Source organism: Streptomyces sp. NRRL F-4489, assembly GCF_001509485.1.
Classification (GTDB): domain Bacteria; phylum Actinomycetota; class Actinomycetes; order Streptomycetales; family Streptomycetaceae; genus Streptomyces.
In genome coordinates this window covers 211,993-226,955 of sequence record NZ_LLZI01000112.1, presented here as the reverse complement: position 1 = coordinate 226,955, position 14,963 = coordinate 211,993, and the positions used below count along the sequence as shown (strand labels likewise).

General features: G+C 72.7%; 13 protein-coding genes and 1 pseudogene. 7 read left to right on the top strand and 7 right to left on the bottom strand.

Annotated elements, in window-relative coordinates:
• Positions 1 to 1,166, bottom strand: a pseudogene (locus tag ADL22_RS34660) (hypothetical protein); the annotation flags it as partial.
• Positions 1,167 to 1,490: 324 nt separating this feature from the next.
• On the opposite strand from ADL22_RS34660, the gene ADL22_RS11615 reads away from it, so the two are divergent.
• The 3 genes from ADL22_RS11615 to ADL22_RS11605 are packed head-to-tail and all read left to right on the top strand — an operon-like array spanning position 1,491 to position 4,104.
• Positions 1,491 to 2,522: an NAD-dependent epimerase/dehydratase family protein gene (locus ADL22_RS11615; RefSeq protein WP_066976646.1), complete on the top strand. Its 1,032-nt coding sequence runs from the start codon at positions 1,491 to 1,493 to the stop codon at positions 2,520 to 2,522.
• Positions 2,523 to 2,572: 50 nt separating this feature from the next.
• A complete protein-coding gene (locus tag ADL22_RS11610; RefSeq protein ID WP_066976644.1) occupies positions 2,573 to 3,067 on the top strand; it encodes an NUDIX domain-containing protein in 495 nt (164 codons plus the stop codon).
• Positions 3,064 to 4,104, top strand: a complete 1,041-nt coding sequence (locus ADL22_RS11605) for a mevalonate kinase (RefSeq protein WP_066976641.1) — start codon at positions 3,064 to 3,066, stop codon at positions 4,102 to 4,104. Before ADL22_RS11610 ends, ADL22_RS11605 begins: the two co-directional genes overlap by 4 nt.
• Here the strand turns inward: ADL22_RS11605 and ADL22_RS11600 are convergent.
• The 4 genes from ADL22_RS11600 to ADL22_RS11585 all read right to left on the bottom strand — a co-directional run bounded on the left by ADL22_RS11600 (position 4,101) and on the right by ADL22_RS11585 (position 8,378).
• Positions 4,101 to 5,213 (bottom strand): radical SAM protein, encoded by a 1,113-nt coding sequence (locus tag ADL22_RS11600; RefSeq protein WP_066976638.1) that lies wholly within the window; start codon positions 5,211 to 5,213, stop codon positions 4,101 to 4,103. The genes ADL22_RS11605 and ADL22_RS11600 overlap by 4 nt on opposite strands.
• Positions 5,214 to 5,296: 83 nt before the next feature.
• Positions 5,297 to 6,136: a carbohydrate ABC transporter permease gene (locus tag ADL22_RS11595; protein WP_066976635.1), complete on the bottom strand. Its 840-nt coding sequence runs from the start codon at positions 6,134 to 6,136 to the stop codon at positions 5,297 to 5,299.
• Positions 6,133 to 7,059 (bottom strand): carbohydrate ABC transporter permease, encoded by a 927-nt coding sequence (locus tag ADL22_RS11590; protein WP_066976768.1) that lies wholly within the window; start codon positions 7,057 to 7,059, stop codon positions 6,133 to 6,135. The genes ADL22_RS11595 and ADL22_RS11590 overlap by 4 nt, the downstream gene beginning before the upstream one ends.
• 14 nt (positions 7,060 to 7,073) lie before the next feature.
• Positions 7,074 to 8,378 carry an extracellular solute-binding protein gene (locus tag ADL22_RS11585; protein ID WP_234430645.1) on the bottom strand — a complete coding sequence of 435 codons (1,305 nt, stop codon included), beginning with the start codon at positions 8,376 to 8,378 and terminating at the stop codon, positions 7,074 to 7,076.
• A 284-nt stretch (positions 8,379 to 8,662) separates the two neighbouring features.
• Between ADL22_RS11585 and ADL22_RS11580 the strand changes: the two genes are divergently transcribed.
• Positions 8,663 to 9,826: a serine/threonine protein kinase gene (locus tag ADL22_RS11580; protein ID WP_079064040.1), complete on the top strand. Its 1,164-nt coding sequence runs from the start codon at positions 8,663 to 8,665 to the stop codon at positions 9,824 to 9,826.
• 5 nt (positions 9,827 to 9,831) lie between these two features.
• A complete protein-coding gene (locus ADL22_RS11575; protein WP_066976629.1) occupies positions 9,832 to 10,563 on the top strand; it encodes an HAD family hydrolase in 732 nt (243 codons plus the stop codon).
• Here ADL22_RS11575 and ADL22_RS11570 read toward each other — a convergent pair.
• The gene (locus tag ADL22_RS11570) at positions 10,547 to 12,040 is read right to left on the bottom strand and encodes a N,N-dimethylformamidase beta subunit family domain-containing protein (protein WP_079064039.1); all 1,494 of its coding nucleotides are present in this window, start codon (positions 12,038 to 12,040) and stop codon (positions 10,547 to 10,549) included. The two genes, ADL22_RS11575 and ADL22_RS11570, sit on opposite strands and share 17 nt — an antisense overlap.
• A 68-nt stretch (positions 12,041 to 12,108) precedes the next feature.
• Between ADL22_RS11570 and ADL22_RS11565 the strand changes: the two genes are divergently transcribed.
• A complete protein-coding gene (locus ADL22_RS11565) occupies positions 12,109 to 12,981 on the top strand; it encodes a class I SAM-dependent methyltransferase (RefSeq protein WP_066976622.1) in 873 nt (290 codons plus the stop codon).
• Positions 12,978 to 13,745: a GNAT family N-acetyltransferase gene (locus tag ADL22_RS11560; RefSeq protein ID WP_066976619.1), complete on the top strand. Its 768-nt coding sequence runs from the start codon at positions 12,978 to 12,980 to the stop codon at positions 13,743 to 13,745. The genes ADL22_RS11565 and ADL22_RS11560 overlap by 4 nt, the downstream gene beginning before the upstream one ends.
• A 54-nt stretch (positions 13,746 to 13,799) precedes the next feature.
• Here ADL22_RS11560 and ADL22_RS11555 read toward each other — a convergent pair whose 3' ends face one another.
• Positions 13,800 to 14,933 (bottom strand): hypothetical protein, encoded by a 1,134-nt coding sequence (locus ADL22_RS11555; RefSeq protein ID WP_234430644.1) that lies wholly within the window; start codon positions 14,931 to 14,933, stop codon positions 13,800 to 13,802.
• Positions 14,934 to 14,963 lie beyond the last annotated feature (30 nt).

Sequence of the window (14,963 nt, the reverse complement as noted above, 5' to 3'; positions counted from 1 at the left end):
AGCACCTGGACCGGCGGGGCCTCCGGCGCGGCGGTGCGGCGGCGGGGCGGCCGGGGTGGGGCGCCCACCTCGCGGCCCGCCTCCAGACCGGCCCGGGCGATCCGCGCCAGGGCGTCCCGCTGCTCCGCGATCCGCTCCTCCGGCTGGCGGTGGCTGATACCGCCGGGGCCGATGGTGGCCAGTGCCTCGGCGAGCACGGCCGGGTCCGGTTCAACGGGTTCCGGTTCGCCGGGTTCCGGTCCGGCGCCGCGGTCGTCGGCGGCGCCCGGTGGCGGGTCGCAGCGGAGCCCGTCCCGCTGGTGGACGAATCCCGTCGTGAAGGCGGTCAGCCAGGTCGCCCGGGCCGCTTCGGGGGTGGTGTCTTCGGCCATCCGCACAATGGCCGGTAGATGTCTTTCCGGGTCGATGCCGATGCCCGTCAGATACTGCGCGCAGTCCAGATGCAGCCACCGCCCGGGGCGGCCGGGGCCGTCGTCGCGTACCGCGCACTGGGCGACGCCGTTCTTGGCGAACGGCAGCACCCGCAATCCGGACAGCCGCCGCTCTTCGCGGCCGGGAACGTCACCGGGCAGGAAGCACACCGAGCGGCGCGGACCGCGGAACGCGTTGCCGGAGATGCTGCCGTGGTCCTCGTGTTCGGCGAGGCTGGGCACCGAGACGTAGGCCGGGATTCCGCGGGCGTGTAAGTAGCGGTTCATCAGGATGTCATCCGGCCAGCTGTCAAGATGGCGCCGCCCGAAATCCACGAAACCGGCGGCCACCGCCCGCGGAAGAATGATCGCCACACAGGGAAAATACTCGTTGACGGCGGCCACCCAGCGGGCTCCGGTCAGCGCGCCGAAACGCACCGCGGCGCCATTGCGGGAGTCCCAGAGCGCGAAAAGGGCGAGCGCCGCGTCGGGCATCCGCGCAATCGCCTGCCGGGCCCGCGCGAAGAAGGAATCCGAAAGGATCATGTCGTCCTGGACGACGAGGTGATGGGTGGCGCCGTCCTCGATGGCCTCCCAGGCGCACAATGCGGTCCGCAATACGGACGGTTTGCCGGCCGGGTCCGGATCCATGACCACCCGCAGGGCGCCGGGCGGGGCCGACCGCGCCAGCCGTTCCGCCGCCGGACGCCGCTTGGGGTGCGTCATCACGGCGCCGCTCAGCCGATAAGGCGTCATCAATTCCTCCGACATCGCTCGCTTTTCCGGCCCGACCGCCTTTTCCGCCCCACCGGGGCGTTCCGGCACAGGTGAATCCGGACAGTACGGCGGTCCCCGCACCCGCCGCAAGACTGCCGAAATGGCGCTCTGGCACGGCGAATCCGGGCCGGAGATGCTGACCGCCGGCCCCCCTCGGGCCGATTCGTGCTCCGTTATACGGGAAGAGAGGACGCCATGCCCGGAACGGTCGACGCACAGGGCGAGGTAGCGGAAAACGGAAATACGCCGCACGGAGACGGCGCGCGCAGCGGAACATTCGCGCCCGCTGCCTTCGGGGAATCAGTGGAGGCCCGGCTGGAGAAACTCCGGGATTCCCGGGTCGTGGTGACCGGCGGCGCCGGACTCGTCGGCAGCCGGCTGGTCGGGCTGCTCCGCCGGGCCGAGGCCGAGGTCACGGTCCTGGACCGGCTGGACGCCTATCCGGGTCCGGTGCACACCACGCTGTTCGGTGTCGACCGGCTCGGCGCGGACGTGGTGGCCGGCGACATCTGCGACCGCGAAGCCGTCCGCCGGGTACTGGCCGGCGCCGACTACGTGGTCCACGCCGCCGCGTACGCCGATGTCGCCGCCTGCACCCGCCGCCCCGGAACGGCATTCCGGGCCAACGTCCAGGGCACCGAGGTGGTGCTGGAGGAGGCCGCCGCCTCCGACGTGCGCCGGCTCGTCCTGGTCTCGTCCGCCGCGGTCTACGGCAACGGCGATCCGTCCATACGGGGGCCGCAGGTCTTCCGCGAGGACCAGCGGCTGCTCCCGGTGTCGGTCTACGCCAACTCCAAGCTCTGGGCCGAGCACCAGACCCGGCTGCTGCTCAGCGGCCCGGACACCCCCGAGTACGCGGTACTGCGCTACTTCTCCGTCTACGGCGACCCGCAGATCCCCAAGCCAGGCAGCCACTCCTGGATGGTGGCCTGGCTGTCCATGCAGGCCCGGCTGGGCCGCCCGATGCGGCTCAACGGCGGCGGGGTGCAGGTCCGCGACCTCGTCCACGTGGACGACGTGGCCGCCGCCACCGCGCTCGCCCTGGTGGAGGAGGGCATGGCCGGCGCGACCGTCAACGTCGGCACCGGCGTCCCGACCTCCGTGCGCGCGGTCGGCGAACTGATCGCCCAGCACTTCCCGGAGGCCGAGTTCGTCACCACCCCGCTGCCGGAAGGCGACCCGCTGGGCGGCTACGCGGCCACCGAGCAGTGCCGGGAACTGCTGCGCTGGGCCCCGCGGATCGACGTCCGGTCCGGTGTGGAGCGGTATGTGCGCTGGCTGGCCGACACCCCGCACGCGGTGCCGGAGTGGCTGGCCGCCGGGCCCGCCGCATGACACGCTGCCCGGACACCCACCGGCAGGATGTCAGGAAAGGCGCCGCGCACGTGAGTTATGTCGGTTCGTACCTCTGGCAGCTGCGGCAGCGGGTCGGCAGCCGGCCGCTGCTCGTCCCCGGCGCCCAGGTCCTGCTGCTCGACGCGGCCGGCCACGGACTGTTCCAGCAGCGCGCCGACAACGGCGTATGGGAGCTGCCGGCCGGCGCCTGCGAGGAGGGCAGCGACTTCGCCGGCACCGCGCAGCGGGAGCTGGCCGAGGAGACCGGACTGCGGGTCGACCGCGGTGACCTGGAGGCGTTCGGCTCGCTCTCCGACCCCGCCGTGCACACCCTCACCTACCCCAACGGCGACATCACCCACTGCTTCGCGCTGTGCTTCGCCGCCCGCCGCTGGTCCGGTGAACTCAACCCCGGCCGGGACGAGGTGACCCGGGCGCAATTCCGGGCGCTCGACGACCCGCCGCGCCCCCTGCACCCGCCCACCGCTGTGGTCCTGGAGATGTTCCGGGAGTACAGCACGACCGGAAGGTTCCAGGCCCGATGAGCGGATCGAGCACGGTGTCCGAAACGGCGGACGGGGCGGCGGCGCGCCCCCGGGGGCAGGTGGCGGTACCGTGCCGGGCCTGCCTGTCCGGCGAGGACCTGGACTGGCTGGGCGGCCGCTCGGTCAGCCTCGCCCTGGACCTGATGACCACGGTCGCGGTGCGCCCGCCGGGGGCCCGGCCCGCGGCCCCGGAGGGCGGCGGCTGGGCGGACGAGGTGTGGGCGTTCCTGCGCTCCCGGCTGCCCGGCCTCGGCGACCGGCCCCCGGCCGTCACGGTGCGCAGCGACGCCCCCGCGGCCAGCGGACTGTCCTCCTCCACCGCGCTGATCGTGGCGCTGTTCCGGGCGTTCACCGACGCCGCCGCGCCGCCCGGGAGCCCGCCGGTGCCCGCCGCGACGCTGGCCCGGTGGGCGTACGAGTTCGAGTTCGCGGTGTTCAACGGCGGCGGGATGGACCACCTCGCGGTCATCGCCGGCGGTCTGCTGCTGCTCGACGGGCGCACCACCGGCCTGCCGGAGATCAGGGAGCGCGCGGATTTCCCCGGCGAGTGGGCCGTGGTCGTCCTGGACTCCGGCACCCGGAAGGACACCAGCGACCACATCCGCACGGTCCGCGGGCAACTGGCCACCGGCGACGCCCGGCTGGCCGCCTACCGGGAGCGGACCGACGCCGCCTCGGCCGCCGTCTGGGACGCCGTCCACCGCCGCGACCTGGCGGCGCTGGGCACCGCGATGACCGCCGCGCACACCGCGATGCGGGACCTCCAGGGCATGTCCACGCCGCTGCTGGAGGACCTGCGGACGCTGGCCCGGCGCGCCGCCGGCCTGCCGCTGAAACTCAGCGGGGCCGGCGGCGGCGGAGCCCTGGTCGGCGTCTGCCCGGCCGCCGACCGCGCCGAGGTGGTGGCCCGCCTCCGGCGGGCGCTCGCCCCGGCGCACCCGCGGGCCCGGGTCATCCCGGCCCGGGCCGCGGCGGGCCTGGCTCCGGACCTCGCCGCGGCCCCGGCCGGGCAGACCACCGGCCGGCCAGGCGCCTAGATGAACGGGTCGTAGTCCGTCCCCGGCTCCGGCGGGACCACCGTGCCCGCCGCCGTTCCGGCCCCGATCGCGTCGAGTTCGAGGTTGGAGCGGTGGCGGGCGCAGTGGAAGCGGCAGTCCCGGCTCGGGTCCACGATCCCGCGGTCCGAGGTTCGCCAGATCTCCGGCAGGCTCTCGGTCACCGCGTCCCCGATCCGGGCCCCCTCGTTCCCCCGGTGGTACGAGCACACGTACACCCCCGACGGGGTCACCAGGGTCCGCAGCTCGGCGACCCGGCAGCGGTGGTAGTACTTCTCCTGCACCGGCCCGACCCGGTTCCGCAGCGATGTCAGCGTCGAGGAGTTGACGATCTCGAAGCCGTCCCCGGTCAGCGCGGCGGCCTTGGCCAGCTGCTCCTCCACCGAGGCCAGCACTTCCTGCGGCACCTGCACCACATGGTGCCCGTCGTCGAACATCGCCTTGGTCTCGAAGTAGTCGCAGCCGATGTCATGGGCGAGTTCGGCGGCCCGCAGCACCTCGTGGTGGTTGCTGACGACGGTGCCGTCCCGCTCCTGCCGGGTCATCACCAGGAACGAGTAGCCCAGCGCGCCGCGCTTCTCCCGAGCCAGCAGCCGCATATTGGCGACGACCTTGTCGAAGACGCTGCGGCCCTTGCGGTCCGGGCGGAAGAGCCGGTACGTCTGGCTCGTCCCGGCGTCCATGGAGACCCGAACCCACGAGGCGTAGGCGGCGAGTTCGGCCAGATTCTGCTTGATCAGGGTGCCGTTGGTGACCACGCCGAGGGCGATACCGGCCTCCCCGAGGACCCGCAGCACCTGCCGCGTGCCCCGGTGGGCGAGCGGTTCCCCGCCGCCTATGAGGACCACCGCCCGGACCTTCATCTCCACCAGTTCACCGGCCAGTTCCGCCAGCCGTTCGGGGGTGAAGCGCCCCTGGTTGAGCAGCTTTCCGCTGATGCACTCCGGGCAGGCCAGGTCACAGAAGGTCGTCGGGTCCAGATCCACGACCAGGGGGCCGCTGGTGCGGGAGCCGGTGGCGGCTTCCACGATCCGGGGCCACCCGGACGGCTGGTACAGCTTCGACACCAGATCGAGACGGTCGAACGTCACAAGTTCTCCTGTGAGGTCGGGGATTCCGTACACCGGCGGACACCGGTCCGCCGGCCGGGCGCGTACGAACGAAGGCTCACCGCTCACCCTTTGACCGCGCCGGCGGCCAGACCCGCGCCGATCCGCCGCTGGACGAGCGCGAAGAAGACCGCGACCGGGAGCGCGGTGAGCGTGGCACCGGCCATCAGACCGCCGTAGTCGGTGCCGAAGCTGGTCTGGAAGGACAGCAGCCAGATGCTGAGGGTCTGCTTGTCGTTGCTGGACAGCAGCACATAGGCCAGTACGTACTCGTTCCACGCCTGCACCAGCGCGTAGATGGACGTCGCCACCAGGCCCGGCGCGAGCAGCGGCAGCACCACCCGGCGGAACGCCCCGAGCCGGGTGCAGCCGTCGGTCATCGCGGCCTCCTCCAGCTCGGCCGGGACGGCGGCGATGAAACCGCGCAGCAGCCACACCGTGAACGGCAGCATGAACACCAGGTAGGTGAGGATCACGCCCAGCAGGCTGTCGGTCAGTCCGGCGTCGCTCAGCAGCAGGTAGAGGGGGATGATGAGCCCGGCCAGCGGGACCATCTGCACGCCGAGGATCACCAGCACCAGCGCCTTGCGGCCGGCGAACGAGAAGCGGGCCAGCGCGAACGCCGCCAGCGTCCCGATCAGCAGCGACACCAGCACCGTACCGGCGCCGATCAGCACGCTGGAACGGACATTGGCCCAGAACGTGGCGGTGCCCAGCGCCCGCCGGAAGTGCTCCAGCGTCAGATGGCCGGGCAGGAAGTGCGGCGGGTCGGCGTGGATCTCGGTGGCCGGGCGGAAGGCGGTGAGCAGCATCCAGTAGAGCGGGAAGGCCATCGCGGCGGCGAAGAGCAGCCCGAGGGCGTTGGCCGCCGCGCGCCGCCGGGTGCGGCCGGGGGCCCGGGTCACTCGGCCGCTCCCAGGTGGACGAGCTGCCGGACGTAGACCACCGCGCCGGCCAGCAGCATCAGGACGGTCAGCACCGCGATCGCCGCGCCGGCGCTGTAGCGGTTGACCGCGAAGGACTCGGTGAACGAGTAGACGCCGAGCAGGTAGTACTCCTTCTCCGGCTGGCCGCCGCGCATCAGCCAGATCTGGTTGAAGACCCCGAAGTCCCAGATGGCGCACAGCGAGGTGACCAGGACCGCGGTCGGCCGGATCACCGGCCAGGTCACGTACCGGAACAGCTGCCGGGGCCGGGCGCCGTCCACCAGCGCCGCCTCCGCCAGCTCGGCGGGCACCTGGCTCAGCGCGGCGAGCAGGGTCAGCGCGGCGAACGGGACGGCGCCCCAGACCACCACCGCGGTGATCACGGCGAAGCCCTGCCAGGGGTTCTCGAACCAGTTGTGCTTGGCGATATCGAGCCCCGGCAGGCGGCTCAGCAGCCAGTTGACGACGCCGTAGTCCGCGTCGGTCAGCCAGCGGAAGATGGACGCCGCGACCATCACCGGCATCGCCCACACGGCGACCAGGACCCCGGTCATCAGCGTCCGCACCCCGCGCGCCACCGCCCGCATCAGCAGCGCCACCAGCAGCGACAGCACCATCGTCGCCGCCACGCAGACCACCGTGAACAGCGCGGTGCGGCCGACCACCGTCCAGAAGAAGCCGTCGGTCAGGATCGAGCGGTAGTTGGCGAGCCCGGCCCAGGGCGGCGCGGCCCCCGAGAACAGCTCGCGCCGGGTCATGCCCTGGAACGACAGCACCAGCAGGTCGGCGAGCGGGTAGCCGAGGACCGCGGCGAGCGCCAGCACGGTCGGCGCGATCAGCAGATACGGCAGCGCCAGCCGCCGCACCCGGGCGGCGCGCGGCGGGCGCGGCGGCTGCTCCACGGTCCCCACCGCCGTCAGCGCTCGTTGATCACGGCGTCGATCCGGCGGTCCGCGGCCCGCGCGGCGTCCGCCACCGACTGCTTGCCGGTCGCGATGTCCTGGAGCATCTCGGGCAGCACATTGGACTTCTCCACCGCCGTCCAGCCGGGCGCCGGCGGGGTCACCCAGCCGTGCTCGGCGGCGCGCGCGGCCGGGCCGTTGAGGCCGCCGGCCGCCACCTCCCGCAGCTGGACGGTGTTGTTGGGCAGGGTGTCGGCGGCGATCAGGCGGCGCTGCGAGGTGCGGTCGGTGAACAGCTTGATCCAGTCCTGTGCCAGGTCCGGCTGCGCGGACTTCGCGGGCACGGCCAGGGTCGAGCCGCCCAGGAACGGCGGCAGCAGCTTTCCGGACGGGCCCGGGAAGGCGAACGTGGTGAACTTCCCGCGCAGCGCCGGATCACCGCCCGAGCGGCTGTCGGTGGCCGCCTTCGCCTCCCAGGTGTTGCCGTAGAACATCCCGACCTTGCCCTGGCCGACGACGGCCGGCTCGTCCCCGTTGTCCTTGGAGCGGTCCCCTGTGTAGTACGCGTCCAGGAGGTCTTTCCAGGCGGTGAGCCCGGCGACGGACTTCGCGGAGGAGAGGGTGCCGTGCCAGCGGCCGTTGGCCTGTACCGCGATCTCGCCGCCGGCGTCCTTGACGAAGGCCATCGCCGCGTACCAGTAGCGGCCGGGCATGTAGAGCGCCGAGAAATTCCGGTCGGCGGCGCCGAACCCGGCCTTCAGCTTGTCGAGATCGGCGCGGAGTTCGGAATAGCTGCGCGGCGCCGCCGCCACTCCGACGCGGGCGAGCAGATCGGTGCGGTAGATTCCCACCCGGGCGCCGACGTAATACGGGACACAGTACGTCTTTCCCTCGTACCGGCAGGCGTCGCGGAGCGCCGGAAGCCACTGCGCGGAATGGTCGTATTTCGCGGGATCGATGGTGGTGAAGGCGCCGTTGACAATGTAATTGGTGGTTTCGCTGTTCCCCATTTCGATCACATCGGGGACCTTCCGCCCGGCGAGCGCGGCATCGATCTTCTGGTTCTTCGTGGTCCACTGCTGGTACTGCACGGTGACCTTGATCTTCGGATACGTCCGCCGGAACCGCCGGTTGACCTCGGCCACCAGATCCGGCCAGCTCTCCTGGGCGTCCACGGTCAGCCACACCGTCAGCTCGCCGGTCCGGTCCGCGGCCGCGACCGGTTTGCCCCCACCGCACCCGGCCAGCGAGACCAGCACGGCACCCGCTCCCAGGCCCGCCGCTAAACGGGAGATCCGCCCGGCCATGAGCTCCTCCATCCGTTGACGGGAACCGGCTGTATCTACCCCTGCGTTTCCCGCCGCTCACCCCGGGGATTCTTTCCGGCCAGAAAATCGGGTGCCCGGAAACGATCGGCCGGAGAAACCCGCACCACCCGTACGGCAGGCCGGACGGTATGCCGATCTTGGCTACGGCGGAGTAAAGCCATCGCGGTTTTGACGCAAAAGGCGCGCTGCCCGCATGATCCGCTCTTGACGGTGGAGCCCCCGCTGCCTCAGTTTTGCTCGGGTGTCTCCCACGTCCCCTATCGAAGGGTTTGCACGTGACTGACTACGGCACGACGGCCGCAGATCCGGCCACCCGCCCGGTGAAAGTCAATTCCTGGAACGGCTGGGATCCCCTGCGGCACGTCGTCGTCGGACGCGCCGACAACACGGTGGTGCAGGCCCCCGAGCCGGCCATCCGCCGGGACTTCCCCGACGACGGCTTCCCGCTGGGCACCTACGGCCCGATGCCGGAGGAGATGACCGCCGAGGCCAACGAGCAGCTGGACAACTTCGCCGCACTGCTGCGCCGCCGCGGCATCCGCGTCGACCGCCCCACCCCGCTGGACTTCAACCAGCCGGTCAGCACCCCGGACTGGACCCAGGAGACGATGTCCGGCTGCATGCCGCCGCGCGATCTGCTGCTGACCGTCGGCAACGAGATCCTCGAAGCGACCATGTCGTACCGCAGCCGGTGGTTCGAGTACCTCTGCTACCGGCCGCTGCTCCAGCAGCTGTTCACCGCCGACCCGGACATGCGCTGGGAGGCCGCCCCCAAGCCCCGGCTCACCGACGCCTCCTACCACGCGGGCTTCTGGGACACCTACAACGACCTCCCCACCGACGTGCAGCTCGCCCGCGTCCGCGACTACGACCTGGTGCTCACCGAGGAGGAGCCGCTGTTCGACGCGGCCGATATCGCCCGCTTCGGCAAGGACCTCTTCGTCCAGCTCTCGTTCGTCACCAACCGCAGCGGCTACCAGTGGCTCAAACGCCATTTCCCCGACCACCGGGTGCACGCGGTGACCTCCACCAACACCCACCCGCTGCACATCGACGCCACCTGGGTGCCGCTGCGCCCCGGACTGGTGCTGCACTGCGGCGAACGGCTCGCCGACGCCGAGCTGATGGAGTTCTTCCGCCTTAACGACTGGGAGATCATCGAGGCGGTCCAGCCCGCCAGCTGGGACCATCCGCCGAAGCTCTCGTACTGCAGCCCCTGGCTGGCCGGAAACATGCTCAACCTCGACCCCAACACCCTGTGCATCGAGGAGAAGGAAGTCGCCCTCGCCGACCAGCTGTCCGGCTACGGCTTCGAGATCGTGCCGGTGCCGTTCCGCGCGGTGGGGCCGTTCGGCGGCGGACTGCACTGCGCCACCGTCGACATCGAACGGGAGGGCACCCTGGAGGACTACTTCCCGCACCGCCACGGACGGTACTGATCCGCGTGCCGGACCCCGCGCCGCCCCGCCGGACCGCCGTCCGGGGCGTGATCCTCGACTTCTACGGGACGCTGGTGCGGCTGGTCGAACCGCTGCCGCCCAGCCACCGGCCGCTCTTCCTCCGCCGCGGGCTGGCCGAGGCCGCCGACCGGTGGGGCGACCAGTGGTCCGCCGGCCCCCGCGACGGCGAGGAGCACACCGCGCACTCCACCAGCGAACGGGCGTACCACGCCTGGGAGCTGGACCGGCTGCGGCGGCGGGCGCTGGCCTGCGGCGTCCCCGCCGCGCAGGCCGGCCCGCTCGCCGCCGAACTGGACCGGGCGATGAAGGATCTCCGCCTGGCCCGCTTCGACGACGTCCCGGAAGCGCTCGCCGGACTGCGCGCCCGGGGCCTGACGGTGGCGGTCTGCTCCAACTGGTTCTGGGACCTGGACCGCGCCCTTGAGGACACGGGGCTGGCCGGGCTGGTCGACGTAGCGGTCAGCTCGGCCCGGGCCGGCGCCCGCAAACCGCATCCGCTGATCTACCGCACGGTGCTGGAACGCTGCCAACTCGCGCCCCGCGAGGCGCTGTTCGTCGGCGACATGTGGGAGGCGGACGTGGCGGGGCCGCTGGCGTACGGGATGCGGGCGGTGCATCTGCGGCGCCCGGACCGGGCGGTGGCGGGTACGGCCCCGCCGCTGCCGGACGGGGCCGCGCGCATCCCGACGCTGGCGGCGCTCAGCGCCCTGCTGTAGCCGGAGCCGGGCCCGGCTCCGGTCCCGGTCCTGAGAGGCGGTCCAGCACATTACGGGTCACCCGCACCACGCCCGGGTCCAGTTCCCGGCCGCAGACCACCGGCCAGTCGGTGGTCCCGGCCGTGAACACCGTCCCGCCCGCCGTGTAGATCCCCATCGTGGCCGCGCGCGGACCGGTGATCCCCGGCTCCCGCACCGGGCAGTTCCAGTGCCCCCATTTCAGGTGGTGAAAGTCCTCGTGCACCGGATCCAGGAGGTAGATCCCCAGAATGACGAACGACTCCGGCGTACCGTCCACACCGGTGGCGTACGCCACGCCCTCCGCGTCCCGGGCGAAGGCCGCGCCGTCGCACTCGTAGCCGATCAGCGGCGTCCCGGCCCCCAGGGCGTCGGCCGGCCCGCCGTCCGAACCGTCCCGCAGCCCCGTGCCCTCGTACACCCAGTGGTCCGCGTGCTGCACCCGATAGCCCTCGCGCGGCCGGTCGCCGGGCCATTCGCCCGGCCACATCCCGCCGTTGCGGAAGCTCACGCCGGTCAGCGCGTTCTCCGGCGCGCCGACGCCGTCCGGCGGCGCCGGCCACCACTGGTCGGTCGCCGGCAGATGCGGGTACTCCGCGCCGGCCTGGTGGTCGGTATCGCTGACGAACGCGGTGTTCCCGTCCACCGGATGCACCCGCCACCAGCAGGTGTTGGCGCTGAGGAACGCGACGTTCCCGCCGCCGCGGACGAACCGCGTGACGTGCTCGCGCATCGCCGCGCTCCAGTACTCGTCGTGCCCGACGCTGAGCAGCAGCCGGTACGGCGCCAGCAGACCGGGCTCCTCGTGCAGGTCCAGGTCGGTGCAGTAGTCGACGGCGTAACCGCTGCGCTCCAGCCAGGCGAGGAACGGCGCGTCCCAGTAGGCCAGATCGATCACCCCGCCCGGGCGGTGCAGACTGAGCCGGTGGCCGCGCGGCCCGTCCGGCCCGGCCTCCTGGTACACCGGGTTGTCGTAGAGGCTGGCGGCCCGCTGGACATCCTCCCGGTCGGCGCGGTTGTAGGCGTGCCGGGTGAACGTCGATTTCTTGTACAGGATCCGCGCCCCGCTCGCACCGGGCCGGGCCGGCCGGACCACGAAGAACTCCCGCCCGAAACCCTCGATCCCGGAATCGTCCAGCAGCGGCACGGCCCGGGCCCGGCGCTCGTCACCCTCAATGAAATGCGCGAGATAGATCCCCGGCGGCCAGTCCTCCGGAACGGTGTGCTGATACGCCGGCCACTTCCAGTCCACGGCCGGCGAGGCGTGCTCCGGAACGCCGTCCGGATGCGGCGGGGGAGCGGCCGCCACACCGCCGTACGGCCCCGACTCCGCCATGAACGTCAATTCCCGCCCCAAGCGGTAGAAACGCACCCGGAATTCCGCGGCATCGGTCGAGACATGAAAGACCACCGGCCGCCCGGCGCGCACACTCTCACGATCCAGATATCCCTCGATCATCCGCGTCATGCTAGGCGCGGGTGCGCGACCCCACAACAGACCTTTCAGGCCAAGGGAGACGGACGACAATGGACCATGAATTCCGGGTACGGGAACTCGTCCTGGGTATCGAGGGACTGGCTCTCCTGCGCCACGCGCTGGACGCCGACGAGGAATTCGTGAAGGCCCGGGTGGAGGAGATCCGCGCCTTCGTGACCGGCCACGGCAGCCCGCTCCCGGACGGCGGCGCGGCGGTCGGCGAGCTCGACGCGTCCGCCGGTTACGCCTCCTGGGCGGCCCGCTACGACGCGCTGCCCAGCTCGTACATCGAGGTCGAGGAGCCCGTGCTGCACGCGCTGCTGGACCGCTCCCCGGCCGGCACCGCGCTCGACGCGGCCTGCGGCACCGGCCGCCAGACCGCCGCCCTGGCCGCCCGCGGCCACCGCGTCATCGGCGTCGACCAGTCACCCGAAATGCTCGACCGGGCCCGCGCCAAAGTGCCCGGCGCGGAATTCCGCCAGGGCCGGCTCGAAGAACTCCCGCTCGACGACAACAGCGTCGATCTCGCCGTCTGCTCCCTGGCCATGACCCATCTCCCGGACGTCTCCAAAGGAATCGCCGAACTCGCGCGGGTGGTCCGCCCCGGCGGGCGCGTCATCGTCTCCGACCTGCACCCGTTCGTCATCTCCCTCCAGGGCCAGTGCCTCTTCGTCGACGGGCAGGACCGCCTCGCGTTCGTCCGCAATCACGTCCACCTCCCCGGCCGCTATCTCGCCGCCTTCCGCGCCGCCGGCCTGACCGTACGCGAATGCCGGGAGCCGCTCTTCAACGGCCGGCTCGCGCCCGGCGGTTACGAGGAAGCCATCGCCGACGCCGCCCGGGCCGCCTGGGAAAACATTCCGCTGGTCATCATCTGGGAAGCGGAAAAGCCCGCCGAGAACGCCGGGGAGCCGCGCGTATGACCCTCCGCTTCGTCCACCACTCCGAACACCCGGAACTCTGGGACCGGCTCCCCGCCGAATTCGCCGGCGTGGTCCCCGAATACAACCTGCACGGCGACATCAACGCCGATTTCTGGAACCGGCTGTTCACCGACTTCCCCGGCCACCAGTTCGTCCTCCACGACACCGCGACCGACACCGTCATCGGCGCCGGCCGCACCCTGCCCCGCGCCTGGGACGGCACCCCCGCCGGCCTCGGCACCGGCCTGGACGCCTCCATCGAAGCGGCCTTCCGCGACCACGACACCGGGACCGCCCCCAACGCGCTGTGCGCCCTGGGCATCGAGATCTCCCCCCGCCACCAGGGCCGCGGCCACTCCACCCGCCTCCTGGCACATATGGCCGACCTCGCCCGCGCGGCCGGCCTCGCCCACGTCATCGTCCCGGTCCGCCCCACCTGGAAGGACCGCTACCCGCTCGTCCCCATCGACCGCTACGCCGCCTGGACCCGCGCCGACGGCGCCCCGTTCGACCCGTGGATCCGCACCCAGGTGCGCCAGGGCGGCACCGTGGCCGCCGCCGTCGCCGAATCCTCCCGGATCACCGGCACCGTCGCCGAATGGGAGTCCTGGACCGGGATGGCCTTCCCCGACGACGGCCGCTACGTCTTCCCCGGCGGCCTCGCCCCCCTCGACATCGACCACGCCCGCGATCGCGGCGCCTACTGGGAGCCCTGCGTCTGGATCACCCACGACGTCCGCCGCGCACCCTCCGGGCAGCCGTAGCGACCCACTGCCCCGGGGGCGGGGGCAGCGGCCCACCGCCCCCGGGAGAAGCCGCTACCCGGCCCGGCCCCGCTCCTCCGCCACCCGGCCGAGCAGCAGCCTTCCGCGGCACACCGCGCTCTCCGCGTACGCCGCCAGCAGCGTGGCCCGCTCCGGGCCCACCTCCGGCCGCCGCTCCGGCGGCAACCCGGCCGGGCCGACCGTGGACAGCGCGGCGGCCCGGACCCGGGCCCCCGCCTCGCCCATCGGCCCGGCCGCCGCCCGCCGGTCCGCGTACCGCCGCGCGGCCTCGTCGGCCTGCCGCCCCAGCAGCAGGCAGTGGATCCACAGCTCGTCCGCGAACCCGTCCCCGAACAGCCGCCCCACCTCCGCCGCCGCGTCCGCCGGCCGGTGGCGCCGCACCGCGTCCCACACCTGACCCTCTGTCAGCCCCGTGCCCGGCAGCGCCTCGGGCCACCGCAGATGCCGCCGCGGATCGGCGTCCCGCTCGAACCCGGCCGGCCGCAGATACCCCTCGCCGTACCGCATGTACGGCAGCCAGTCCAGCTCCTCCAGCACCCAGCCGCGCCCCAGGAGCGGCCGCGCCTCGGCCGCGCCCACCGGGCACACCGCCAGCCGCACGCCCTGCGCCGCGTGCCCGTTGATGCTGCTCGTCCCGATGTGCTCCACCACATTCGGCACCGCCAGCAGCCCCGACCGCCCCTCGGACCGCAGGAACGCCGCCATGACCTCGTCGTCGTGCCGCTCACCGCTGCCCGCGGCGAACGCCCGGAACGCGTCCGCCGCGCGCACCGGCAGGCAGATCGCCAGCGTCGGCGCGAACTCCTCCGGCACCGCCCGCACCCACCCCGCGCCCGCCAGCGCCGCCAGCCGCGCCGCGGCGCCGTTCCGGGCGTGCCAGTTGGTGTAGAAGATCAGCGCCTCGTCCGGAAACCGATCCACCGATCCGGCCACCAGCTCCAGCAGCTCCGGCGGCGCCGCCACATCGTCCTGGACGACCAGGTGGTGCCCGGCCTCCGCCGTCCGCGCCGCCCATGCCACCAGCGCGGTCCGCAGCGCCGAGGGCGGCCCCTGCGGTTCCGGGTCCCGGGCCAGCCCCCCGAGCCCCAGCCGCGCGGCCAGCGCCGCGGCCTGCTCCTCGCGCACCGGGTGGGTCATCACAGCCGAACTGAGCGCAACGGTGCTCACCGGGCCACTCCTCCCATCGCAGAGACCTCA

Coding starts and splice junctions, on each gene's coding strand:
- ADL22_RS11605 (WP_066976641.1), top strand. CDS start 3,064: ATGAGCGGATCGAGCACGGTGTCCGAAACGGCGGACGGGGCGGCGGCG.
- ADL22_RS11585 (WP_234430645.1), bottom strand. CDS start 8,378: ATGGAGGAGCTCATGGCCGGGCGGATCTCCCGTTTAGCGGCGGGCCTG.
- ADL22_RS11570 (WP_079064039.1), bottom strand. CDS start 12,040: ATGATCGAGGGATATCTGGATCGTGAGAGTGTGCGCGCCGGGCGGCCG.
- ADL22_RS11565 (WP_066976622.1), top strand. CDS start 12,109: ATGGACCATGAATTCCGGGTACGGGAACTCGTCCTGGGTATCGAGGGA.
- ADL22_RS11560 (WP_066976619.1), top strand. CDS start 12,978: ATGACCCTCCGCTTCGTCCACCACTCCGAACACCCGGAACTCTGGGAC.